This is a genomic window from Geobacillus sp. G4 (assembly GCF_040327975.1).
GTDB lineage: Bacteria > Bacillota > Bacilli > Bacillales > Anoxybacillaceae > Geobacillus > Geobacillus thermoleovorans.
Map to the genome: position 1 here is coordinate 100,335 of NZ_JBEPJY010000001.1, position 22,127 is coordinate 122,461.

Genomic DNA, 22,127 nt, shown 5'->3' on the forward strand with positions numbered 1-22,127 from the left:
AAACGAACGTCCATTCGTTTTTTCGGTGGAGAAACTAGCAACAATCGCCATACTCATGCGGTGGAAAAAACGATGTGCGGTGGAGAATGTTCAAGGAAGGGGGCGGCCGATCAGCAGTCGGCCGCGAGCATCTCAAGCAGAAAAAAACAGCCGTATTTGGCGGTGCGGATGCGAATGGCATCACGCGTGCCGGACAGCATCAGACGGTGGACAGTCGCATCGCGCCCGCGGACGGCGATGCCGATATACACGGTGCCGGGCGGGTGGCCCTCAAGCGGATCGGGTCCGGCGACGCCGGTGAAGCTGATGCCGATATCCGCATCGCACATCGCGCGGACGTTTTCAGCAAGCAAACGGGCGCACGGCTCGCTCACCGCCCCTTCTGCCTCAAGCAGCGGGCGCGGTATGCCAAGCACCTGTTCTTTGACGCCGTTTGTGTAGCAGACGACACCGCCCTGCACGACTTGCGACGCGCCGGGGAGGGCGGTGAGCTGTTCGAGGAAAAGGCCGCCGGTCAAACTTTCGGCCGACGCGATCGTCCATCCTCTTTCTTTTAACCGCTCGAGCGTCTTTGTAAACAACGTTTCATCGTTATATCCGTAGCAGTGGCGGCCGACACGCGCCAAAATGGCCGATTCCACTTCGTCAAGAAGCCGCTTCGCCTCCGCCTCATCCTGATGCTTCGCTGTCAGACGAAGCGTCACTTCACCGTCGCCGGCCAGCGGCGCGATCGTCGGATTCGACTGGGCGTCGATCAAATCCGCAATCGCCGTCTCGAGCGCTGATTCACCGATGCCAAAAAAGCGGAGCACGCGCGACTCGATGCGCTCGGAAAGCGAAAACGTACGGCGCAAAAAGGCGTTTCCGTATTTTTTGAACATCGGCCGCATTTCTTTCGGCGGCCCGGGCAGCAGCATGTACGTAATGCCGTCTGCCACAAGCGCCATCCCTGGCGCCATGCCGTGCTCGTTTTTCAGCACCGTCGATCCTTCCAAGACGAGCGCCTGCTTTTTATTGTTTTCTGTCATCGGCCGGTTTGTGCGGGCAAAATACACCTCAATCGCTCGGAGCGCTTCCTCGTCGATCACGAGCCGGCGGCCAAGCAAACGGGCGATCGTCTCCTTCGTCAAATCGTCTTTCGTCGGGCCGAGGCCGCCGGTGAAAATGATGAGGTTCGCTCTCGTTTGCGCCGTTTTCACCGCCTGCTCAAGGCGGCCGGCGTTGTCGCCGACGACGGTATGGAAATAGACGTTAATGCCAAGCATCGCCAGCTGCTGCGACAAAAACTGGGCGTTCGTATTGGCGATTTGCCCAAGCAACAGCTCAGAGCCAACGGCAATGATCTCCGCGTTCAACAGACTTTTCTCCCCCTTTGTGGCCGGCTATTTCGAATGGGAAAACGCATGTCTGTTTTTCGCAAAATAATCCCAGCCAGACCAAATCGTGAAAATGACCGCCACCCACAGCGCCAATTCAGCGAACGGAAACGAAATGAGCGAGAATGGGAAGTTATGTAACAATAAAGCGGAAATGGCGACAATTTGCGTCCATGTCTTGATTTTGCCAAGCATGTTGGCAGCGACGACTTCCCCCTCGCCGGCAAGCACGAGCCGCAAGCCGGTGACGGCAAACTCGCGGCTGATGATGACAATCACCATCCACGCCGGAACGGCCCCGAGCTCGACAAGCACGATAAGCGCCGCCGACACAAGCAATTTATCGGCAAGCGGATCTAAAAATTTTCCTAAATTCGTCACCAACCCGTATTTGCGGGCATAGTAGCCATCGATCCAGTCCGTCGCTGAGGCGATGATGAAAATGAGCGCGCCGGCAAGATGGGCAACCGGAAGCTCTGTCCCGCCGATTTGGATGCTTCCCCACCCGAACGGAACGAGCATCACGATCAAGAAAAACGGGATGAGCATAATGCGCGCTACCGTAATTTTATTCGGCAAGTTCACCACAAATACCTCCGCTCATTCAACATAGTTCAGTCCGTGCGAAAAGCAGGCGCCTTCCTGCGGAAAAGCGCCCTGTTCCATCATTTCTTCAACACGAAATGCAGCTTTTGGTATACTTCCTCTTTCGGGGCAAACGGATAGGCAAACGGCTGGCCGTTTACCTTCATGTCGACGTCCAGCGTACGCCCGATTTTCACCCATACTTCGCTTTCGGCCGACAGATCGAACGTTTTCGTCTGCCCGCTTGTCAAGTTGCCGCGGTAAAACGTATGGCCTTTCGTATTGTATACTTCGACCCATGACGTTCCTTTGGATGAAAGCTCGATGGAAAACGCGCCGGAGCTGGCGACTTCAATCGTCGCCGTGTTGCCGCGCTTTTCCGTCACATTCATCGCCGCAGCCGGCTGTTCTTCTTCGCCAGTCGGCGCTGGCTGTTCATTTTGCTGTCCGTTTTCATTCGTTGCCTTCTCGTCCGTTTCCTTCGCCGACTGCTTTTGTTTCGCCTGCTCAAGCGGCGAATGTTTCGGCTTTTCGACCTCCGCTGTTTTTGGGCTTGTCTTTGTCGGCGGCTCATTTGCGGCGCCGTGCTGGAGCAGCACCCAAACGAGGACAGCCGCCCCGATGACGACCGCCGCGACAATCACTTTCGGCAGCCAATCGAGCCATTTCGCCCCCTCGGCAGACAGTTGCTGGCGCGTCTTCACGCGCGACAGCGTCTGCGGAATGTCATCTTGATAAGACTGGGGAATGTCCTGTTTATACTGTTCAAACAGCTCATCCGGATCAAGTCCGACCGCTTCAGCATATTGCCGGATGAAGGCACGCACATAAAAATTTCCAGGCATGATGGCATAGTTGCCTTCTTCGATGCCGATCAAATACCGCTTTTGAATTTTCGTCATCTCCTGCAACTCGTCCAAACTCATATTTTTTTCTTCCCGTGCTTCCCGCAAACGTTTTCCTAGTTCCGTCAACGGCCAACACCTTCCACTTTTTTAAATTAAAACCCAAATTCGGAAAATCCGTCATCGCCCAACAATGACGGGCGGTCAATCGCTTCGTAGGAAATATCTTCGTCCGGTTCATGGCGCAGCTCAATAATATAATCAAAATCATCGAGCGTGTATTCCGTATGGCGAACAAACATGTCCGGATGCTCGACGACTTTCGTCGCCTCAAGGCGCATGAGCTCACGGATGAGCTGCCAGTGCTGCTCGTTCCCGCGGCGCGTTGAGACGATGCCGTCGATAATGAAAATGTTGTCCTCGCTATACTCATCTTCCATCAACTGCGTGCGAACCGTCTGTTTAATCAGCGTCGATGAAACAAACAGCCATCGTTTGTTGGCGCACACGCTGGCGGCGACGATCGACTCTGTCTTGCCGACGCGCGGCATCCCGCGGATGCCGATGAGCTTATGCCCTTTTTCTTTAAAAAGTTCCGCCATAAAATCGACAAGCAGTCCAAGTTCATCACGGACGAAGCGGAACGTTTTTTTGTCATCGGCATCGCGCTGGATATAACGGCCGTGGCGGACGGCGAGGCGGTCGAGCAGCTTCGGCTGGCGCAGCTTCGTCACCGTAATGTTGTCCATCGTCCGCAAGATCGTCGCCAACCGTTCAATTTGCTCGTTATTGTCGCACAAAAGCAACATGCCGCGGCGCGAATCCCGGACACCGTTGATCGTCACGATGTTAATGGACAACATACCGAGCAGCGAAGCAACGTCGCCGAGCAACCCCGGGCGGTTGACATGAATTTCATATTCCAAATACCATTCCTGCTTGCCCATCCCGTCTCCTCCCTTGCCGGTGTCCGCACGAACGCCTTATGCTAAGTTCATACTACTATAATTATAAATGGAAAAGCAACCGAAAAGGAGGAAGAAAAAAGAGAGGGAGGCCCCTCTCTTTTACCGGGTGATTATTTTTGTTGGACCAGCTTGACCATCATGTTGGCAAGGGCGTGCTGCTCTTTTTCATCCGCAACGCTCCAAAGATCAGCGAGCACCCGTTCTTCTGGGTTTTTCGGGTCGACGTGTTTCGCCAAATAATCCCCGATTTGGTAAGCGACATCTGTGATCACTTGCTGAGTCAATCCTTGCTGTTGCGCTTGTTCTAAACGTTCCGCCAAAAAGTCTTTCCATTGTTCAAAGTTATCCAGTACCGACATGTCAATCCCTCCTTGTTGAATGTTTCAAGGATAGTTTGCCTGCCGAACCGGAAAATATACGTTCAACAATACCAGCCGCCGTTGACGGAAATGACTTGGCCGGTGATATACGAAGCGGCATCAGACAGCAAAAACGCCACCGTTTCCGCCACCTCATCCGGGGTGCCGAGCCGGCCGGCTGGAATTTCGTCAGTGAGCGCTTCCAGCTCCTCAGGACGAAACACCCGCAGCATATCGGTATCAATCGCCCCCGGTGCAACAGCGTTGACGCGAATGCCGCTTGGGGCAAGCTCCTTGGCCAGCGCCTTGGCAAACGCGTTCTGCCCTCCCTTTGTCATCGAGTACACCGCCTCGCATGAAGCGCCGCACAATCCCCAAATCGAGGAAATGAACACAATATGACCGCGCTTTCTCGCCACCATTGATGGGGTCAGCCTTTTGATGAGCAACGCCGGGCTTGTCATGTGAAGCCGCACCATCCGCTCGATTAATTCATCGTTCATGTCGGTCAACAATCCGTAATAGCTTGCACCGCTGTTGTAAACGATGGCATCAACCGGGCGATCGATTTGCGAAACGAGCTTTTCCACCCCATCCAGTGCCGACAAATCGGCCTCAATCGGCACAATATGCACATCGTTAAGCTCTTCTTTCAGCGCTTCAACAGGCGCCCGTCGCCGATAGTAATGGAGAAAAAGTCCGTACCCCTCCCGAGCGAGCACACGAGCGATGCTTTGTCCGATGCCTCCAGAGGCTCCAGTGATCAAGGCGTAGCGCATGAAACCATCCTCTCCTTTTTGCCGCAAAAAAGCATCCTTCTCAGGAAGGATGCCTTATTGCCCTTTTGGAACGACTTCGCAAACCGCGATTTGCGAATCGCGGAAGCAAGAAGAGGCAACCGCCGCGATATCGTCCATGGCAAGGGATGAAAGCGCCGGCAAAATGTCAAACAAGTTGGATCCGTAAAACGCGTAGCGCGTAAACTGGTTGGCGATGTATTCCGGCGAGTTGAGCGCGCGCAAAAAGGCGCCGATTTTTTTCTTTTTCACCCGTTCAAATTCTTCCTTTTTTATAGTCTCCGCGGCAAACGACAGCAGCACCGTTTGAATTTCCGAAGCGAGCCGTTCAGCGTCCCTTGTATCGCCGCCGATCAACGCGAAGCCGAACCCGCGCTCTTCTGTATAATCGTACATAAATGTATCATCGATCAATCCTTCGCGGTACAGCCGTTCATAATGCGGCGAGCTTTTTCCAAACAAATAGTCCAATGCGACGTGGAAGGCAAGCTCATGCCGAAGTTTTTGTTCGCCGGCTTCAGGAACGGACGGCGCTTTGATGCCGACAAAGCATTTGTTCGTCTGCACATGCATCGGAATCACTTTTTTCTTTTCCGCTACTGCGCTCGGTTCTTCATACGCAAACCGCTTCACTTCCGGGGCTTGCGGGAACGACTTTTTCGCCTGGTTGTCGCGGATTTGCTGCATGATTTTTTGTTCATCGACCGGGCCGACGACAAACAAAAGCATGTTGCTCGGGTGGTAAAACGTTTCGTAGCACTCATACAGCAACTCTTTCGTAATTTGGGCGATCGATTCAACTGTGCCGGCGATGTCGATTTTGACCGGATGGTTGTGATACATGCTTTCGATGGCGCCGAAATAGACGCGCCAGTCTGGGTTGTCGTCGTACATCCGGATTTCCTGGCCGATGATCCCTTTTTCTTTTTCCACTGTCTTGTCGGAAAAGTACGGGCTTTGCACAAAATCGATCAACGTTTCCAAGTTTTTCTCGACGTTGTCGGTGCTTGAGAACAAATAGGCGGTGCGGGTGAACGTCGTAAAGGCGTTCGCCGAGGCGCCTTGTTTGCTGAACTGCTGAAACACGTCGCCGTCTTCTTTTTCAAACAGCTTATGCTCCAAAAAATGGGCGATGCCGTCCGGAACGCGCTTCATCTCCGTTTTACCGAGCGGGACGAACTGGTTGTCGACCGAACCGTAGTTCGTGGTGAATGTCGCATACGTTTTGTTGAATCCTTTTTTCGGCAAAATGTATACGTCAAGGCCGTTGTCCATTTTTTCATAAAACAGCTCTTCGTGCAACGTCTCATACACCCGTTTTTCCATCTTCCGTCGCCTCCATTCCGGTCAAAAAGTACACCGTATCAAGCTCCACCTTGTCAGCGGCGCGCACCACATCCTCGCGCGTCACTTGATCGGTGCCGGCAATCCATTCATCGATCGGGCGCTTTCGCGTTGAGACGACGTTATGGTACAACACCTCCACAAGCCCGCGCGGCGTATCGAGCGTCTCAAGCAGCTGGTTGCGGATGACCGCTTTCGTCTGCGCCATTTCTTCATCTGTGAAATCGCCGTTTTTCATCGCCTGCATTTGCTCATCGATGATGCGGCGCGCCTTCTCATAGTTGGCCGGTTCAATGCCGGACATGACCATAAGCAGCCCTTTATGGCTCTCAAGCCTTGAGGCGGCATAATAGGCAAGGCTTGCCTTCTCGCGGACGTTGATGAACAGCTTCGAATGGGAAAAACCGCCAAAAATGCCGTTAAACATTTGCAAGGCGTAATAATCGTCATCCTCATACGTCACATTTGTCCGATAGCCGATGTTGAGCTTTCCTTGCTTCACGTCTTGCCGCTCGATGACTTCGCGAACTTCCCCTTGCGGCTTGACAGAAACCGACGATGCGCGCTCCCGCTTTGGACGATCCGGCAAAGAGAAGCGCTGCTTCACCGCTGTGAGCACCGCCTCTTCAGCCACGTCGCCAATGACATATAGATCCAGCTCATCCTCGGCCAGCGCTCGTTCATAATAGCGATACAGCCCTTCCGCCGTGATGCCGTCCACGTCTTCAAGCTCGCCGTTTGGCGAGAGGGCGTACGGTTCGCCTTTGCACATTTCTTCTACAAGGCGCATGTTCGCATAGCGCATTTTGTCATCATACACCGCCTGAATGCGTTGACGGAGCGCCCGCTTTTCCTGCTCGACAATGTCGGTGACAAACCGCCCGCCATCAAGAGCCGGGCGGAAAAGAAGATCGGCCAAGAGCTGAAGCGCTTTCGAAAGCAACGGCGTTTGCTCCGGCAAAAATCGTTCATTGGCGACATCGATGCGAATCGTCATGATATGATGTTCGCCTTTTTTCGTTAAATCGACGTTCAGCGTCGCCCCATACAGTTCATCCAAATAGGTGCGCAGCGCCTTAACGCTCGGATAGTCGGCCGTGCCGCTTTGCAAGACGTATGGCAAAAGCGCGCGCAGCGTGACCGTTTCTTTAGCAAGAGGGGCCTTCATTTTCCAAACGATCGTGTTCGTTTTGTACTTATCGGTCGAAATCGTATGGACGCGAACCGGTCCGACCGCTGTGACTTTTTCGTCGACCAATCCAACTCCTCCTTACTTTTTCTCTTTGCAGATATGCACTATCTTTAATTTATTGTAAAGCGTCTTATCAACAATATACCTTTTGCCAATAGAAAAATGCAAATCATTCCATTCAGCAAAAAACGGCCGTCCGTTTTTCGGACAGCCGCTTTCATCACCGTTTTCCTTTGATGTATGGCGTGCCAGCCGCTTTCGGCGCCTCAGCGCGGCCGATGAAGCCCGCCAGCGCCAAAATCGTGAGTGCATACGGGGCGATGAGCAAGTAAACGGTCGGGACGTTTTTCAAGAACGGAATCGTTTGCCCGACGATGCTTAAGCTTTGCGCCAACCCGAAAAAGAGCGCCGCCCCCATCGCGCCGATCGGATGCCACTTGCCGAAAATCATCGCCGCAAGCGCCATAAATCCGTGCCCGGAAATCGTCGCATGGCTGAAATCGCGGGAAATGATCGTCGCGTATACCGCACCGCCCAAGCCGCCGAGCGCGCCGCTGATCATGACAGCGATGTAGCGCATTTTGGCGACATGAATCCCCATCGTATCCGCCGCCATCGGATGTTCGCCGACCGCACGCAGCCGCAGGCCAAACGGCGTTTTGTAAATGACATACCATGATACAAACGCCAGCGCAATGGCGATATATGACGGCGCGTACGCGTTAGAAAACAACAGCGGCCCGATGACGGGAATGTCGCTTAACACTGGCACGTCAATTTTGTCAAACCCAACTTGAATTTGGTCCGTCTGCCCCTTGCCGTACATTTTCTTCACTAAAAACAGCGACAGACCAAGCGCCAAAAAGTTGATCGCCACCCCGCTTACGACTTGGTCGGCGCGAAATGTGACCGACGCGACAGCGTGCAGCAGGGAAAATACAGCGCCGACCACCATGGCAGCCAATAAGGCAAGCCACGGCGTCCATTCGCCAAACCGATCGGCAAACGTCAAATTAAAGACGATGCCGACAAACGCGCCGATGGTCATCAATCCTTCAAGCCCGATGTTGACGACGCCGGACCGTTCACTAAACACGCCGCCAAGGGCGGTGAAAATGAGAGGAGCCGCAAAGAAAATCGTTGTCGGGACAATCGTTTGCAAGACGTCATACACGCTCACTTACTCCGCCCCCTTTTGCCAACGAGATAACAGCCAGCGGATCATGTAGCTGGATGCAACAAAGAAAATGATGAGCGCGATAATAATATCGACGAGTTCGGTCGGCACGCCGGCGCTTGACGGCATTTCCAACGCCCCGACTTTTAAGGCGCCAAACAACAAGGCGGAGAGCAAAATGCCAAACGCGTTGTTTCCTCCGATCAAGGCAACCGCGATGCCATCAAATCCAAGGCCGGTAAAGCCGGCTTTCGTCGAGATGTTTCCAAATGTGCCAAGCCCCTCCATCGCCCCGGCGACGCCGGCAAAAGCGCCGGAGATGACCATCGCTAAAATGATGTTGGCGCGCACATTCATGCCCGCGTACTGTGACGCATGCTGATTGAAACCGACCGCCCGCAGCTCAAACCCTTTCGTCGTCCGCTCAAGCAAAAACCACATGACAAATGCGGCGGCGACAGCGATGAAAATGCCGTAATGCATGGTGGAATGATGCGTAATGGCATCAAAAAAGTCGGAGTGAAGCGATGCGCTTTCTTTCACCGGCTTTGATTTAAATCCCTCATCAGACAAAACGGAACGGATGATGGCGTTCGTTACATGCAAAGCAATATAGTTCATCATGATCGTAATAATGACTTCGTGCACTTTTAAATACGCCTTCAGCACACCCGGAATCAAGCCCCATAGCGCCCCGGCCAACGCGGCGGCCAACAAGGCAAGCGGCAAATGGATGATTTTGGGCAAATCAAAGGACACCCCGACCCAGACGGCAGCGAGCCAGCCGACGATCAGCTGCCCTTCAACCCCGATGTTAAACAAGCCGGTGCGAAAGGCAAACGCCACCGCCAAGCCCGTTAAAATGTATGGCGTCGTCTGGCGGATCGTTTCGCCGATATAGTACGTATCGCCAAACGCCCCGTACACGAGAGCGCCAAAGCCGGCGATCGGGTTGTAGCCGCTTGCAAGCATCACGATCGAACCGGCGATCATGCCAAGAAGAACGGCCAACAATGGTATCAAAAATTGCTGGAGACGATTCGACTTCATCACGACACACCTGCTTCCTTCCGTTTGCTTCCAGCCATCAACAGCCCGAGCTCCTGTTCGGTTGTTTCTTTCGGATCAACGATGGCGACGATGTTTCCTTCATAAATGACAGCGATCCGGTCGCTGACGTTCATCACTTCGTCAAGCTCAAACGAGACGAGCAGCACCGCTTTCCCGCGGTCTCGCTGTTCAATGAGCCGCTTATGAATAAATTCGATCGCTCCAACATCAAGCCCCCTCGTCGGCTGGGCGGCGATCAACAAGTCCGGGTCGCGGTCGACTTCACGGCCGATGATCGCTTTTTGCTGGTTTCCGCCCGATAGCGCCCGCGCCTTCGTATATTCATCCGGCGTGCGCACGTCAAATTCGCGGATGAGCTGGCGCGCTTTTTCGTAAATGGCTTGAAAATTCAACAGACCCCGTTTCGAGTACGGCGGCTGATAGTACGTTTGCAGCACCATGTTTTCGCCGATCGGAAAGTCAAGGACAAGCCCGTGCTTATGCCGATCTTGCGGAATATGGCCGACGCCGGCTTCGATGATTTTGCGCGGCGGCAAATTCGTAATGTCTCGGCCGTTGAGGCGGATTGTCCCTGATTCAGCTTTGATCAAGCCGGTTATGGCTTCAATGAGCTCGGTCTGGCCGTTGCCGTCGACTCCAGCAATGCCGACGATCTCGCCGGCGTGCACCGTCAAGTTCAAACCGTTGACCGCTTTGATCCCGCGCGCGTCCTTGACGACTAAGTCTTTAATTTCCAACACCGGTTTTCCCGGCTCAGCCGGTTTCTTAGCGGTCGTAAACTGCACCTCGCGGCCGACCATGAGCGCCGCCAGTTCGTTCGGATTCGTCTCCGCCACATTGAGCGTCGCAATTCCTTTGCCGCGGCGGATGACGGTGACGCGGTCGCACACTTCCATAATTTCTTTGAGTTTGTGCGTAATTAAAATGATGGATTTTCCTTCGCGGACGAGCGTGCGCATAATTTGCATGAGCTCGCGAATTTCCTGCGGCGTCAACACCGCTGTCGGTTCGTCAAAAATCAAAATATCGGCGCCGCGGTAAAGCGTCTTTAAAATTTCCACGCGCTGCTGCATGCCGACGGAAATGTCGGCGATCTTCGCTGTCGGATCGACCGCGAGTCCATATCGTTCCGACAATTCGCGCACTTCCCGCTCCGCCCGCTTCATATCGATCGTTCCGGCCCGCGTCGGCTCGCTGCCTAAGATGATGTTTTCCGTCACGGTGAACGTATCGACGAGCATAAAGTGCTGATGCACCATGCCGATGCCAAGATCATTGGCGACGTTCGGGTCGGTGATGCGCACCGGCTTTCCTTTCACGCGGATTTCGCCGCCGTCCGGCTGGTATAAACCGAACAGCACGTTCATGAGCGTCGATTTGCCGGCCCCGTTTTCGCCAAGCAGAGCGTGTATCTCCCCCTTTTTCACTTGCAGCGTAATGTTGTCATTGGCGACAAACGTGCCAAACACCTTGCGGATATTGAGCATTTCAATCACGTATTCCAAGCGATTCACTCCTTACTCAAGCAAGGTCAAAATCACAAAATGAAAGGCGACAGCGAAACAGCCGCCCTTCATTTTATGATTTTGAAGAAGGCTAGCGGCGCGCACTAGCCTTCTTCGCCGTTGTTCGTCACTTGATCGTCGCAGCGAATTGCTCGTACTCTTTCCGGTTTGTCGGAACTTTCACTTCGCCTTTGATGATTTTTTGCTTCCATTCGTCAACTGTTTTTAACACGTTCTCCGGAATGTTGTCTTGCGTCGGGGCAATGCCAACCCCATTTTCCGGCAACCCGTACTCAATCGTTTTGCCGCCCGGGAAGTCGCCCTCTTTCGCCCGTTTCGCCGTGTCATAGACAGCGACATCGACGCGTTTCACCATCGAAGTGAGCGTTACGTTGTACGTTTTGCCGCCGACTTTCACTTCTCCCTCCGGCGCTTGGTCTTTGTCAACACCGATGACCCAAATTTCGCGGTTCGGATCTTTCTTCTTCAAATCTTTCGCTTCCGAGAAGACGCCGTTCCCAGTCGCGCCCGCTGCATGGTAGATGATGTCGATGCCAGATGCGTACATGCTCGAGGCGATCGCTTTCCCTTTATCCGCTTGGTCGAACGCCCCGGCGTATTGCACTTCCACAGTCGCCTTCGGATTGACCGCTTTCACGCCGGCGCGGAATCCGCTTTCGAATTTTTCGATCAACGGAATCTCCATCCCACCGACAAAGCCGATTTTATTCGTTTTCGTCATTAGCCCGGCGACAACACCGACAAGGAACGAGCCTTCATGCTCCTTGAACGTGATGCTGGCGACATTTGGCTCGTCAACAACAGTGTCGACGATGGCGAAATGTTTTTTCGGGTTTTGCTTAGCGACTTCTTTCACCGCGTCGCCCATCAAATACCCGATGCCGAAAATCAAGTCAAAGTCGCTGCGCACAAGCTTGTTTAAGTTCGTGGCATAGTCAGCGTCGCTCGATGACTGCAAGTAGTCGTAGCCGCCGCGGCCTTTTTCAAGCCCGTTGTCTTTGCCGAACTTTTGCAGCCCTTCCCAAGCCGACTGGTTGAACGATTTGTCGTCAATGCCGCCGACGTCGGTGACCATGGCGACACTGAACGTATCTTTCTGATTGCCGCCTCCCGCATTGTTGCCGGCTTGTCCGCAGGCGCTAAGCAGCGTGCCGGCGGCAAACAGGACGGACAACACCAATCCGATTCGCTTTTTCACATTCACTACCCCCTGGCTTGAAAATTTGTTCTTTAATTAGTATAAAGCTTCCGCTCTCTTTCTATGTACCCATTTTCACCCCCCTTAAAAGCTGAACCGCTTCCGCATGACATGGAAGCTGAACTTGTCGGAGCGGAAGTAGTTGACGGAATAAAAAATCGGCTCATCGTTTTTATCGAAATGCATTTGCTTGAGCACAAGCAGCGCCGTTTCCGGGTCGCATTGCAAAATCGGCGACACTTTTTCATGATAGCCGAGCGGCACGATGCGCGCGACCGCATAGGCGATATCACGATGCGTTTGGTTGTGCAAGTTTTCAAACAGCGACTCCTGTTCATAGGAGATGCCCTTTGGCAAATATTTGCATAAAATTTTATCCAAGCAATAAACGACCGGCTCCCCATCGGCGGTGCGCACCCGCTCGATGAGCAACAAATTCTCGTCCGGCCGGCATTGGAAGCGGCGCATATCGTCTTCCGTCGGCTGTTGGATGGAGGAAGACAAAAAAATCGTTCCTGGCTTGCGCCCCGCTTGACGAATCATATCCGTGACGCTTGAGAGCTGCTCGATGCCGGACGTAAACAGCGGACGGGCGTTGACAAACGTTCCGACGCCGTGGCGGCGGATGATAATGTTTTCTTCTTCCAGCACCCGCAGCGCTTCCCTCAATGTCGCCCGGCTGACGCCAAGCTGTTTGGCGAGTTCAAACTCGGACGGCAGTTTTTGCTTTTCTTTGTACACTCCCGTTTCAATATCGCGCTTGATGCGATCAATCACTTGCAAGTAAAGGTGGCGGCTGTCTGATTTGATTGACATGACAACGTCCTCCGTGTTACGCATTTCCGTTGAGATCAGACCTCTGACATTAGACATATAACCTTTTTGAGATTACTATATCATTTTTTACTGGGCAAATAAATAGGTGATATCAAATTTTGTCGAAGAAAAAGAAATAGGATTGGCAACGCTTCCAATAAGATGTATGATTGAGCGGGCAGGCTTTTTTCGCCCGCCCTTTTTTCCCATTTATGATGTCTTTTTTAAATCTTCCTTCGACCAAAGAACGGCGCGCGGCTTGCTTCCTTCATACGGGCCGACGACGCCGCGCTCCTCCATGGCATCAATGAGCCGAGCGGCGCGATTGTAACCGATGCGGAAGCGGCGTTGCAGCATCGAGACGGAGGCGCTTTGCATTTCAACGACAAGACGGACCGCCTCATCGTACAACTCGTCTTCAAGGGCTGAGGAAGAGGGTTCGCTGTCTTCGACGAACATCTCCTCATAATATTGCGCCTGCTGCTGTCCGATGACAAACCGAACGACTTCTTCCACCTCTTGGTCGGAGACAAACGCCCCTTGGACGCGCACTGGTTTTGAGGCCCCCATCGGCAAAAACAGCATATCGCCGCGGCCGAGCAGTTTTTCCGCCCCGCCCATATCCAAAATGGTGCGCGAGTCGATTTGCGATGATACACTGAAGGCGATGCGCGACGGAATGTTCGCTTTGATGACGCCGGTGATGACGTCCACCGACGGGCGCTGGGTGGCGATGATCAAATGGATGCCAGCGGCGCGCGCCATTTGCGCCAAACGGGTGATCGCCTCTTCCACATCCGAGGAAGCCACCATCATCAAGTCGGCCAATTCGTCGATGATCACGACGATGTATGGCAAAAGCGGCTGCTGTTCCGACGCCGTTTCGTTATGGTGGCGGATATGCTCGTTATATCCTTCAATGTTGCGCGTGCCGGTATGCGAGAACAGCTCGTAGCGCCGCTCCATTTCTTGGACGACTTTTTTCAGCGCCTGGGCCGCTTTTTTCGCGTCGGTGACGACCGGTGTCAACAAATGAGGAACACCGTTGTACACACTTAACTCCACCATTTTCGGATCGATCATCATCAGCTTCACCTCATGCGGCTTCGTGCGCATGAGCAGGCTGACGATAATGCCGTTGATGCAGACGCTTTTGCCGCTGCCGGTCGCGCCGGCGATCAACAAATGCGGCATTTTGTTTAGTTCCGCAGCGACGACTTCACCGGAGATGTCGCGCCCAAGCGGAATCAAAAGCTTCGCCTTGTCCCGTGTATGCTCAATGGCTTCCAGCACTTCGCGCAGCGAAACAGTGGCGATCTCTTCATTTGGCACTTCGATGCCGATCGCAGACTTGCCGGGGATCGGTGCTTCAATGCGGATGTCTTTCGCCGCCAAAGCGAGCGCCAAATCGTCGCTTAAGCTGACAATTTTGCTCACTTTCACCCCGACGTCCGGATACACTTCATATTTCGTCACCGCCGGACCGAGGTGCACTTGCGTCACTTTCGCCTTGACGCCGAAGCTTTGGAACGTTTTCTCCAGTTTTCGCGCGTTGGCGTAAATGTTCGCATGATCGGCCGATTGCCCGGCCGGCTTCGGCAGGCGAAGCAAATCAAGCGGCGGCAGGTCGTAATTGGTGTTTTCATGCTCGGAAAACGCAAGCGGCGGCGCCGGTTTGTCCTCCTCCCCCCCACTGTCGCCTTCCACCAGTGGATTCTTCTCTTCTTCCGGCTCAGCGGCCGACCGGACCGCGGCAAAATCGGAAATGATCGGCGGCGGGGAAAGCAGTTCCTCATCCGGCTCGACGCTGCTTGCTTCAGCCGGCTCGTCTTCCCGCTTTGCGGCCGCCCGCCGCGAGCGTCGGCTTCGGCCGCCGCTTTCCTTGCGCTTCCTCCCCGCCCGCCATTGCTTTATATCTTCGACAAACGCCAACCATTCTTTTCGCACAAACGCTGCGGCAAAAGCAACCCATTTGCCGGCCGTCTCGCGCAGCGATTTCCCGGTCAGCACGACAAAGCCGACGATGAACAGAAGGAAACAAATCCATTTCGTCCCGGGCGAATCGAACAGCTGGTAGCTGGCGGCAAATAACAGGGCGCCGACCATTCCGCCCCCTAAATCCACATCGGCCGCCTTGCCGCTTGCTTCGTTCCAAAACAGCCCCCACGTCGTCCGAATGATGCTCGGATCAAGCTCGCCGCGCCGCGACATGAGTTCAAACAGCTTGTCATGGCTCAAAAGCAGAAGCGCCGCGGCGATGGACGAAGCGCCGACAAACGGGCGGCCCGTCCATGACGGCCACTCCCGCCGCCACATGACGATGAGCGATAATAGGAAAAGTCCGCCTACTAATAGCATGTACCATTCGCCGAAAAAAAAGCGACCCACAAGCACGAGCGTCTCCCCGACAAGCCCGAGGCGGGCCATCGCAACGACAGCGACCGCGAGCAAGCCAAGTCCGATCAATTCAAAGCGGATTGTTTCCGTCCATGGCTGTGTTTTTGACGGCTTCCCTTTTCTTCTTCGCTTTCGTTTCGCCATGATCGTTCACTCCAGCATGAATGAATTGGCAAGCCGGAAAAAAGCAGCCAACAATGGCTGCTTTTTTCCGTTTGTTTACTATTATATCATGAACGGCTGAACAATTCATTACGATGTTGCCGCAGAAGCCGGAAATCTCGCCCCAGGCGCATATTTGGCGTTTAAAAAATGGAACGGATTCGTGCTTAAGTTTTGCACGATTTCATATTCTCCCGTTTCTACAGATTGGACGAGAAACGGAATGCCATCGTAATACACCATTTTCCGCTTCTCATAAACAGCGGCATCGACCGGAAAAATCAAATGTTCGGGCATGATCGTATACAAAATCATTGGATCATCTTCCCTTCCCCGTTTTTCCTCATCGCGATCAGCTCGCGCAGCTTCGCCATCGCTTGGGACACGCCCCCGACTTCATCGATGAGCCCGTACCGGACGGCGTCAGGCCCAACGACGTTCGTGCCGATGTCGCGCGTCAAATTGCCTTTGGAAAACATGAGCTCTTTAAACTTTTCCTCGCTGATCTTCGAATGTTTCGTCACGAAGCGGACGACGCGCTCCTGCATTTTATCCAAGTACTCAAACGTCTGCGGCACGCCGATGACAAGCCCCGTCAAACGGATCGGATGAATCGTCATCGTCGCCGTCTCGGTGATGAACGAATAGTTGCACGACACAGCGATCGGCACGCCGATCGAATGGCCGCCGCCAAGCACAACGGAAACAGTCGGTTTCGAGAGCGAGGCGAGCATTTCGGCAATGGCGAGCCCTGCTTCCACATCGCCGCCGACCGTATTTAAAATGACGAGCAGCCCTTCAATTTTCGGGTTTTGCTCGATGGCCACAATCTGTGGAATGACGTGCTCGTATTTCGTCGCCTTATTTTGCGGAGGCAGCTGAATATGCCCTTCAATCTGTCCGACAATCGTCAAACAATGAATGTTCGTATCGGGATCCATTTGCGGGACGTTCGTCTGCCCAAGCTGGGTGATGGCCGCAGTCGCTTCCTCGGCCTTTGTTTCCGGCTGTTCGCCCTCGGTTTCCGCTTGAAAATAACGTTCCTTCTCCATCCATTTCTCGTCTCCTTTCTTGTCGATCATACGCTTAGTATGGCCGAAAGAAAAAAGAAAAATGCCGGCAACGGCTGACCGTTCCCGGCATTTTCCAGTTGACTTTGAGCATGATTGCATTATACTTCCATAATAATAGGCAAAATCATTGGTCTGCGCTTCGTTTTTTCAAATAAAAACTGACTTAACGCTTCACGGATGTTCGCTTTCAACGACGACCATTCAAGCATGTACGATTCAAGGCAGCGCTCGATGATTGCCGCCACCATTTTCTCTGCTTCCTCCAGCAGTGTCTCAGACTCGCGCATGTAGACGAACCCCCGCGAAATGATTTCCGGGCCGGCGGCGATCGTTTTCGCTTCTTTATTCAGCGTGACGACGGCGATCAAAATGCCGTCCTGGGACAATAAGCGGCGGTCACGCAACACAATGTTGCCGACATCGCCAATGCCGAGGCCATCAATTAAAATATTGCCGTACGGCACTTTGCCGCCAGGGCGGGCGGCACCGCCGCGGAACTCGATCACTTCGCCTTTGTCGATTAAAAACGTCCGCTCCTCCGAGATGCCGACCGCCTTCGCCAACCGGGCGTGCGCTTTTTGCATCCGATATTCCCCATGCACCGGAATAAAGTATTTTGGCTTCATTAAATTGAGCATCAACTTTAATTCTTCTTGGCAACCGTGCCCAGATACGTGCACTTGCCGGTCGCGGTAAATCACGTTGGCGCCGGCCCGATACAAGGCGTCGATCGTTTTCGCGAACCCAAGCTCATAGCCCGGCATGACGGATGCGGCGACGATGACGGTATCCCCTTCTTTGATGTTCACTTGTTTGTTCGCTTGACGCGCCATGCGCCAAAGCGCGCTCATCGGCTCGCCATGCCCGCCGGTTGTCAAAATGACGAGCTCGCGGTCATTGTAGCGATCGATATCGTGCGCAGAAATCGTCACCTTGTCTGGAACATGCAAATAGCCAAGGCGCACGGCGATGTCCATTACTTTATGCAGCGTTTTGCCAATGACTGCCACTTTACGCCCGGATTGGTGGGCGGCGTACAGCACCTGCTGGATGCGGGTGATGTTGGAAGCGTAGCAGGCAACAAACACTCGTCCTTTCGCATGGCCGATCACGTCAGCGATCTCATAGGCGACTACCGTATCGGAGCCGCTGTAGCCGGGGCGTTCGGCGTTTGTGCTGTCCGACAAAAGACACAGCACCCCTTCTTCGCCGATTTGCGCCATTTTCCCTAAGTCGGTGCGGTTGTTGCCGTACGGGGTTTGGTCGAATTTAAAATCGCTCGTGTACACGATCGCACCTTGCGATGTATGCAGACTGATGCCGATCGAATCGGGGATGCTGTGGATCGTGCGGAAAAACGTCACTTTCGCCTTGTCAAACACGAGCTCCGCATCCGGATGAACTTCATTGAGCTTCGCGCCCGACACCCCTTGTTCTTTTAACAGCGCCTCCGCCAACCCGAGCGTCAGCTTCGTTCCGTATACCGGCACAGACAGCTGCTTGAGCACGTAGGCGATCGCCCCCATATGCTCCTCGTGCCCGTGGGTGAGAAAAATTGCCTGAATGCGATGCTGCCGTTCAATCAAATATGTGATGTCCGGGATCACTTTGTCGATGCCGAGCATTTCGTCTTCCGGAAACATCACCCCGGCGTCGATGACAAAAATGTCCTCGTCCAATTCGACAACATACATGTTTTTGCCGATTTCTCCGACTCCCCCAAGGGCAAAAATGCGTATTTTCTCTACCGGCTTTATTTTCGATTTCAAGGCTGCGTCCTCCCAATTGTGATGCTAACCCGCTCAAAGTCACTTGCTTTTATTATAACGAATCGATGCTGAAAAACACAAGATGGTTCATTCACCAGCCAATGGATTTCACAGCCAAGGCAAAAAAAGGCCCCAACGCGCAAGCAAAGCGTTGGGGAATCGTTTCGTTACGACAGCGCATCGAGCAGGCGGCTTAGCTCCTTCCGCTCTTGTTCGGTGAGCGGCACAAGCGGAAGGCGCACCGAACCAACGTCCAGCCCGCGCAGCTGCAGCGCCGTTTTCACCGGCACCGGGCTTGGGGCGGCAAACAAGCCTTTCATGAGCGGCAGCCATTTTCGATGCAGCGCCGCCGCCTTCTGATGATCGCCCGCTAAAAAGGAACGAATCATTTCCTGCATTTCATTGCCAATGATGTGCGAAGCGACCGAGACGACGCCATTGCCGCCGATCGCTAGCACTGGAAGCGTCAAGCTGTCGTCGCCGCTGTAGAGCAAAAAGTCGTCCGGCGTACGCTCAATGATTTCCGCCATGGCGTCCAAATTGCCGCCCGCTTCCTTGACAGCGACAATGTTCGGAACTTCGGACAGCCGGATGACCGTCTCCGGAGCAAGACTCACCGACGTGCGCCCTGGAACGTTATACAGCATCACCGGCAGCGATGTGCTTTCGGCAATCGCTTTGAAATGTTGATACAGCCCTTCTTGGTTCGGCTTGTTGTAATACGGCGCCACAAGCATGACAGCATCGACGCCCGCCTCTTCCGCCTTTTTCGTCAGCTCGATCGACGCGCGCGTATCGTTCGTGCCCGTTCCAGCAATGACCGGCGCCCGGCCGTTGACGACGGAGACGACATGGCGAAAAAGCGCGATTTTTTCCTCGGTCGTCAACGTCGGCGACTCGCCGGTCGTGCCGGCGACAACGAGCGCATCTGTGCCATTGTCAAGCAAATAGTTGACAAGCTCCGTTGTTTTTGCCAAGTCGAGATTCCCTTTTCGGTCAAATGGCGTAACCATCGCCGTTATGATGTTCCCGAACTGAACCACGGTTTTCACTCCTCGCTCCAAATCGCTTCATCTTCGCCCGCATCCGCCTCGGATAAACAGAAGGCGTCATGCAGAGCGTTGACCGCCTTTTCCATATCGTCTTGCTTCACTAGCACCCAAATCGTCGTATGGCTGTCGGCGGACTGCAAAATTTGAATGCCTTGCTCCGACAAGGCAGTGACGATTTTCGCCGTCACCCCCGGTACGCCGGCAATGCCGGCGCCGACGACCGACACTTTGGCGCATCGGGGCGTCACGGCCGGTTCGTAGCCGATGCGGCGCAGGGCGGCCACCGCTTTTTCCGTCATGTCGCCGCTCACGGTGTACACAACACCGTACGGGGAAATGTTGATAAAGTCCACGCTGATCCCTTCATGGGCCATCGCTTGAAACACGTCAGACTGCAGCTCATAGTGGCCTTCTTTCGCCAGCACTTTGATTTGTGTGACGTCGGCGACGTACGTAATGCCGGTGACAAGCCGCTCTTTCACATCGCTTCCTTTTCGGCCGCGCACCGATGAAGTGACGAGCGTCCCGGGGGCATCGGAGTACGTCGAGCGAATGCGCAGCGGCACTTTCGCCTGCATGGCGATCTCCACCGCGCGCGGATGGATCACTTTCGCCCCTTGGTACGCCATGTTGCAAATTTCCGTATACGTAACGACGTCAAGCGGCCGGGCGCTCTCAACGATGCGCGGGTCGGCGGTCATGACGCCGTCGACATCGGTGAAAATATCAACCCACTCCGCGTTTAACGCCGCGCCGAGCGCTGCCGCCGACGTGTCGCTCCCGCCGCGGCCGAGCGTTGTTATGTCGCCGTTTTCCGCCATGCCTTGAAAGCCGGCGACAACGACGACGTCGTATTGCCGAAGCGCCTCAAGGAGGCGGTCGCAGCGCATTTCGAGAATTTTCGCGTTCGTATGATCGCTGTTCGTGCAAAATCCTGCCTGGGCGCCGGTGAACGCCGTCGCTTTGATGCCGTGTTCGTTCAACAAGTTGCTGAACACAACGCTTGAGATGATTTCTCCGCACGCCATAAGCATATCTTGCTCTCGTTTTGTGACATGGTGATGAACGCCGCCGATCAAACTAAGCAGCGTATCGGTCGCATATGGATCGCCGCAACGTCCCATAGCCGATACGACGGCCACGACTTTATAGCCATCTTCCAACGCCCGTTCAATATGGCGGCGCGCCAAGTTCCGCCCGCGCTCGTCGCGGACGGACGTGCCGCCGAACTTTTGAACAATGAGTTTCATGCTAACACCTCGATGCTTTTTCAAATGAGCCCGAGCTTCAACAAACTTTCTGCGATTTGCACCGAGTTCGAGGCTGCACCTTTTAGCAAGTTGTCAGCGACAATCCATAGATGGAAGCCGCGGCGGTTGTCCAAATCGCGGCGGATGCGGCCGACAAACACGTCGTACTTACCGACGCAATGGGCCGGCATCGGATACAACTGTTCGCTCGGATCATCTTGAAGCACGACGCCCGGCGCTTCGCGGAGCACCGCCTGCAAGTCAGAGGCGGTGACGCCGTCTTGTTCAATTTCGATGTACACCGATTCCGAATGGCCGCTCGCCACCGGAATGCGCACGCACGTCGCCGCCACTTTCAGCTCAGGCATATGCATAATTTTTTTTGTTTCATTGATCATTTTCATCTCTTCAAACGTAAATCCATTGTCTTGAAACTTATCGATTTGCGGAATGGCGTTGAACGCAATTGGGTAATGCTTTCGGTCCGATTTCACTGGCAAAATGTTCGCCTCCACCGGCTTCCCTTCGAGCACCGCTTTCGTCTGCTCGTTGAGCTCTTCAATGGCCTGCGCTCCCGCCCCGGAGACGGCTTGGTACGTCGAGACAATGACGCGCTCTAGGCCAAACGCCTTCCGAATCGGCTCCAACGCCACAACCATTTGAATCGTCGAGCAGTTCGGATTGGCGATAATGCCGTTATGCCACGTCAAGTCGCTTTCGTTCACTTCCGGAACGACAAGCGGCACGTTTTCCTCCATCCGAAACGCGCTCGTATTGTCGATCACGATCGCTCCGCGCCGCACCGCTTCCGGCGCCAGCGCTTTCGATACGGCGCCGCCGGCGCTGAACAAGGCGATGTCGACCCCGTCAAAGCGCTCGGGCGATGCCGCCTGCACTTCGATCTCCTCGCTGCGAAAGCGCATTTTTTTGCCGGCTGACCGCTCCGATGACAACAAAGTCAATTTTCCAACCGGGAAGTTCCGGTCTTCAAGCGTCCGCACCATTTGCTGCCCGACGGCCCCCGTTGCTCCGACGACAGCGACATGATATTGTTTTTGAGCCATCCACCATTCTCCTTCCACATCGTCACTCTAAGAAGTGAATTCATAGTCTTTATTTTATCACATTCCGCTGTGGACGAGAGAACATTTTTATGCGGAACATGGATTT

At 54.1% G+C, this 22,127-nt stretch carries 20 protein-coding genes; all 20 read right to left on the bottom strand.

Annotated features, from left to right (window positions below; all coding sequences use genetic code 11):
• Window positions 1-110: 110 nt before the first annotated feature.
• On the bottom strand, window positions 111-1,355 hold the full coding sequence (locus ABS784_RS00470; protein WP_011230794.1) for a competence/damage-inducible protein A: 1,245 nt from the start codon (window positions 1,353-1,355) through the stop codon (window positions 111-113).
• Window positions 1,356-1,382: 27 nt separating this feature from the next.
• Window positions 1,383-1,961: a CDP-diacylglycerol--glycerol-3-phosphate 3-phosphatidyltransferase gene (gene pgsA, locus ABS784_RS00475; RefSeq protein ID WP_011230793.1), complete on the bottom strand. Its 579-nt coding sequence runs from the start codon at window positions 1,959-1,961 to the stop codon at window positions 1,383-1,385.
• An 80-nt stretch (window positions 1,962-2,041) separates the two neighbouring features.
• Window positions 2,042-2,935: a helix-turn-helix domain-containing protein gene (locus tag ABS784_RS00480; RefSeq protein ID WP_011230792.1), complete on the bottom strand. Its 894-nt coding sequence runs from the start codon at window positions 2,933-2,935 to the stop codon at window positions 2,042-2,044.
• A gap of 26 nt (window positions 2,936-2,961) precedes the next feature.
• Window positions 2,962-3,753, bottom strand: a complete 792-nt coding sequence (locus ABS784_RS00485; RefSeq protein ID WP_011230791.1) for a DUF3388 domain-containing protein — start codon at window positions 3,751-3,753, stop codon at window positions 2,962-2,964.
• Between the two features lie 131 nt (window positions 3,754-3,884).
• A complete protein-coding gene (locus tag ABS784_RS00490; protein WP_011230790.1) occupies window positions 3,885-4,133 on the bottom strand; it encodes a DUF3243 domain-containing protein in 249 nt (82 codons plus the stop codon).
• A gap of 62 nt (window positions 4,134-4,195) precedes the next feature.
• Window positions 4,196-4,912, bottom strand: a complete 717-nt coding sequence (ymfI, locus tag ABS784_RS00495; protein ID WP_021322287.1) for an elongation factor P 5-aminopentanone reductase — start codon at window positions 4,910-4,912, stop codon at window positions 4,196-4,198.
• A gap of 54 nt (window positions 4,913-4,966) precedes the next feature.
• Window positions 4,967-6,256 (bottom strand): EF-P 5-aminopentanol modification-associated protein YfmH, encoded by a 1,290-nt coding sequence (yfmH, locus tag ABS784_RS00500; protein WP_011230788.1) that lies wholly within the window; start codon window positions 6,254-6,256, stop codon window positions 4,967-4,969.
• Complete coding sequence (gene yfmF, locus ABS784_RS00505) at window positions 6,237-7,532, bottom strand: EF-P 5-aminopentanol modification-associated protein YfmF (RefSeq protein ID WP_138187446.1); 1,296 nt, start codon at window positions 7,530-7,532, stop codon at window positions 6,237-6,239. Before yfmF ends, yfmH begins: the two co-directional genes overlap by 20 nt.
• A 154-nt stretch (window positions 7,533-7,686) precedes the next feature.
• Entirely contained in the window at window positions 7,687-8,646 is a 960-nt protein-coding gene (locus ABS784_RS00510; RefSeq protein ID WP_011230786.1) for an ABC transporter permease, read from the bottom strand.
• A complete protein-coding gene (locus tag ABS784_RS00515; protein WP_013145711.1) occupies window positions 8,647-9,693 on the bottom strand; it encodes an ABC transporter permease in 1,047 nt (348 codons plus the stop codon).
• Window positions 9,693-11,219, bottom strand: a complete 1,527-nt coding sequence (locus ABS784_RS00520; protein WP_011230784.1) for an ABC transporter ATP-binding protein — start codon at window positions 11,217-11,219, stop codon at window positions 9,693-9,695. The genes ABS784_RS00515 and ABS784_RS00520 overlap by 1 nt, the downstream gene beginning before the upstream one ends.
• Before the next feature lie 127 nt (window positions 11,220-11,346).
• Window positions 11,347-12,438 (bottom strand): BMP family lipoprotein, encoded by a 1,092-nt coding sequence (locus ABS784_RS00525; RefSeq protein ID WP_014195487.1) that lies wholly within the window; start codon window positions 12,436-12,438, stop codon window positions 11,347-11,349.
• An 84-nt stretch (window positions 12,439-12,522) separates the two neighbouring features.
• Window positions 12,523-13,254: a GntR family transcriptional regulator gene (locus ABS784_RS00530; RefSeq protein ID WP_011230782.1), complete on the bottom strand. Its 732-nt coding sequence runs from the start codon at window positions 13,252-13,254 to the stop codon at window positions 12,523-12,525.
• A gap of 210 nt (window positions 13,255-13,464) precedes the next feature.
• A complete protein-coding gene (locus tag ABS784_RS00535) occupies window positions 13,465-15,795 on the bottom strand; it encodes an FtsK/SpoIIIE family DNA translocase (RefSeq protein WP_011230781.1) in 2,331 nt (776 codons plus the stop codon).
• A gap of 108 nt (window positions 15,796-15,903) precedes the next feature.
• Window positions 15,904-16,128: a YlzJ-like family protein gene (locus ABS784_RS00540; RefSeq protein WP_011230780.1), complete on the bottom strand. Its 225-nt coding sequence runs from the start codon at window positions 16,126-16,128 to the stop codon at window positions 15,904-15,906.
• A complete protein-coding gene (locus ABS784_RS00545) occupies window positions 16,125-16,865 on the bottom strand; it encodes a ClpP family protease (protein ID WP_015374439.1) in 741 nt (246 codons plus the stop codon). The genes ABS784_RS00540 and ABS784_RS00545 overlap by 4 nt, the downstream gene beginning before the upstream one ends.
• A 119-nt stretch (window positions 16,866-16,984) precedes the next feature.
• Window positions 16,985-18,655: a ribonuclease J gene (locus tag ABS784_RS00550; RefSeq protein ID WP_011230778.1), complete on the bottom strand. Its 1,671-nt coding sequence runs from the start codon at window positions 18,653-18,655 to the stop codon at window positions 16,985-16,987.
• A 167-nt stretch (window positions 18,656-18,822) separates the two neighbouring features.
• The gene (gene dapA, locus ABS784_RS00555; RefSeq protein ID WP_011230777.1) at window positions 18,823-19,698 is read right to left on the bottom strand and encodes a 4-hydroxy-tetrahydrodipicolinate synthase; all 876 of its coding nucleotides are present in this window, start codon (window positions 19,696-19,698) and stop codon (window positions 18,823-18,825) included.
• Between the two features lie 5 nt (window positions 19,699-19,703).
• Window positions 19,704-20,957 (bottom strand): aspartate kinase, encoded by a 1,254-nt coding sequence (gene dapG / locus ABS784_RS00560; RefSeq protein ID WP_011230776.1) that lies wholly within the window; start codon window positions 20,955-20,957, stop codon window positions 19,704-19,706.
• Between the two features lie 20 nt (window positions 20,958-20,977).
• The gene (gene asd, locus ABS784_RS00565) at window positions 20,978-22,021 is read right to left on the bottom strand and encodes an aspartate-semialdehyde dehydrogenase (RefSeq protein WP_014195482.1); all 1,044 of its coding nucleotides are present in this window, start codon (window positions 22,019-22,021) and stop codon (window positions 20,978-20,980) included.
• Window positions 22,022-22,127 lie beyond the last annotated feature (106 nt).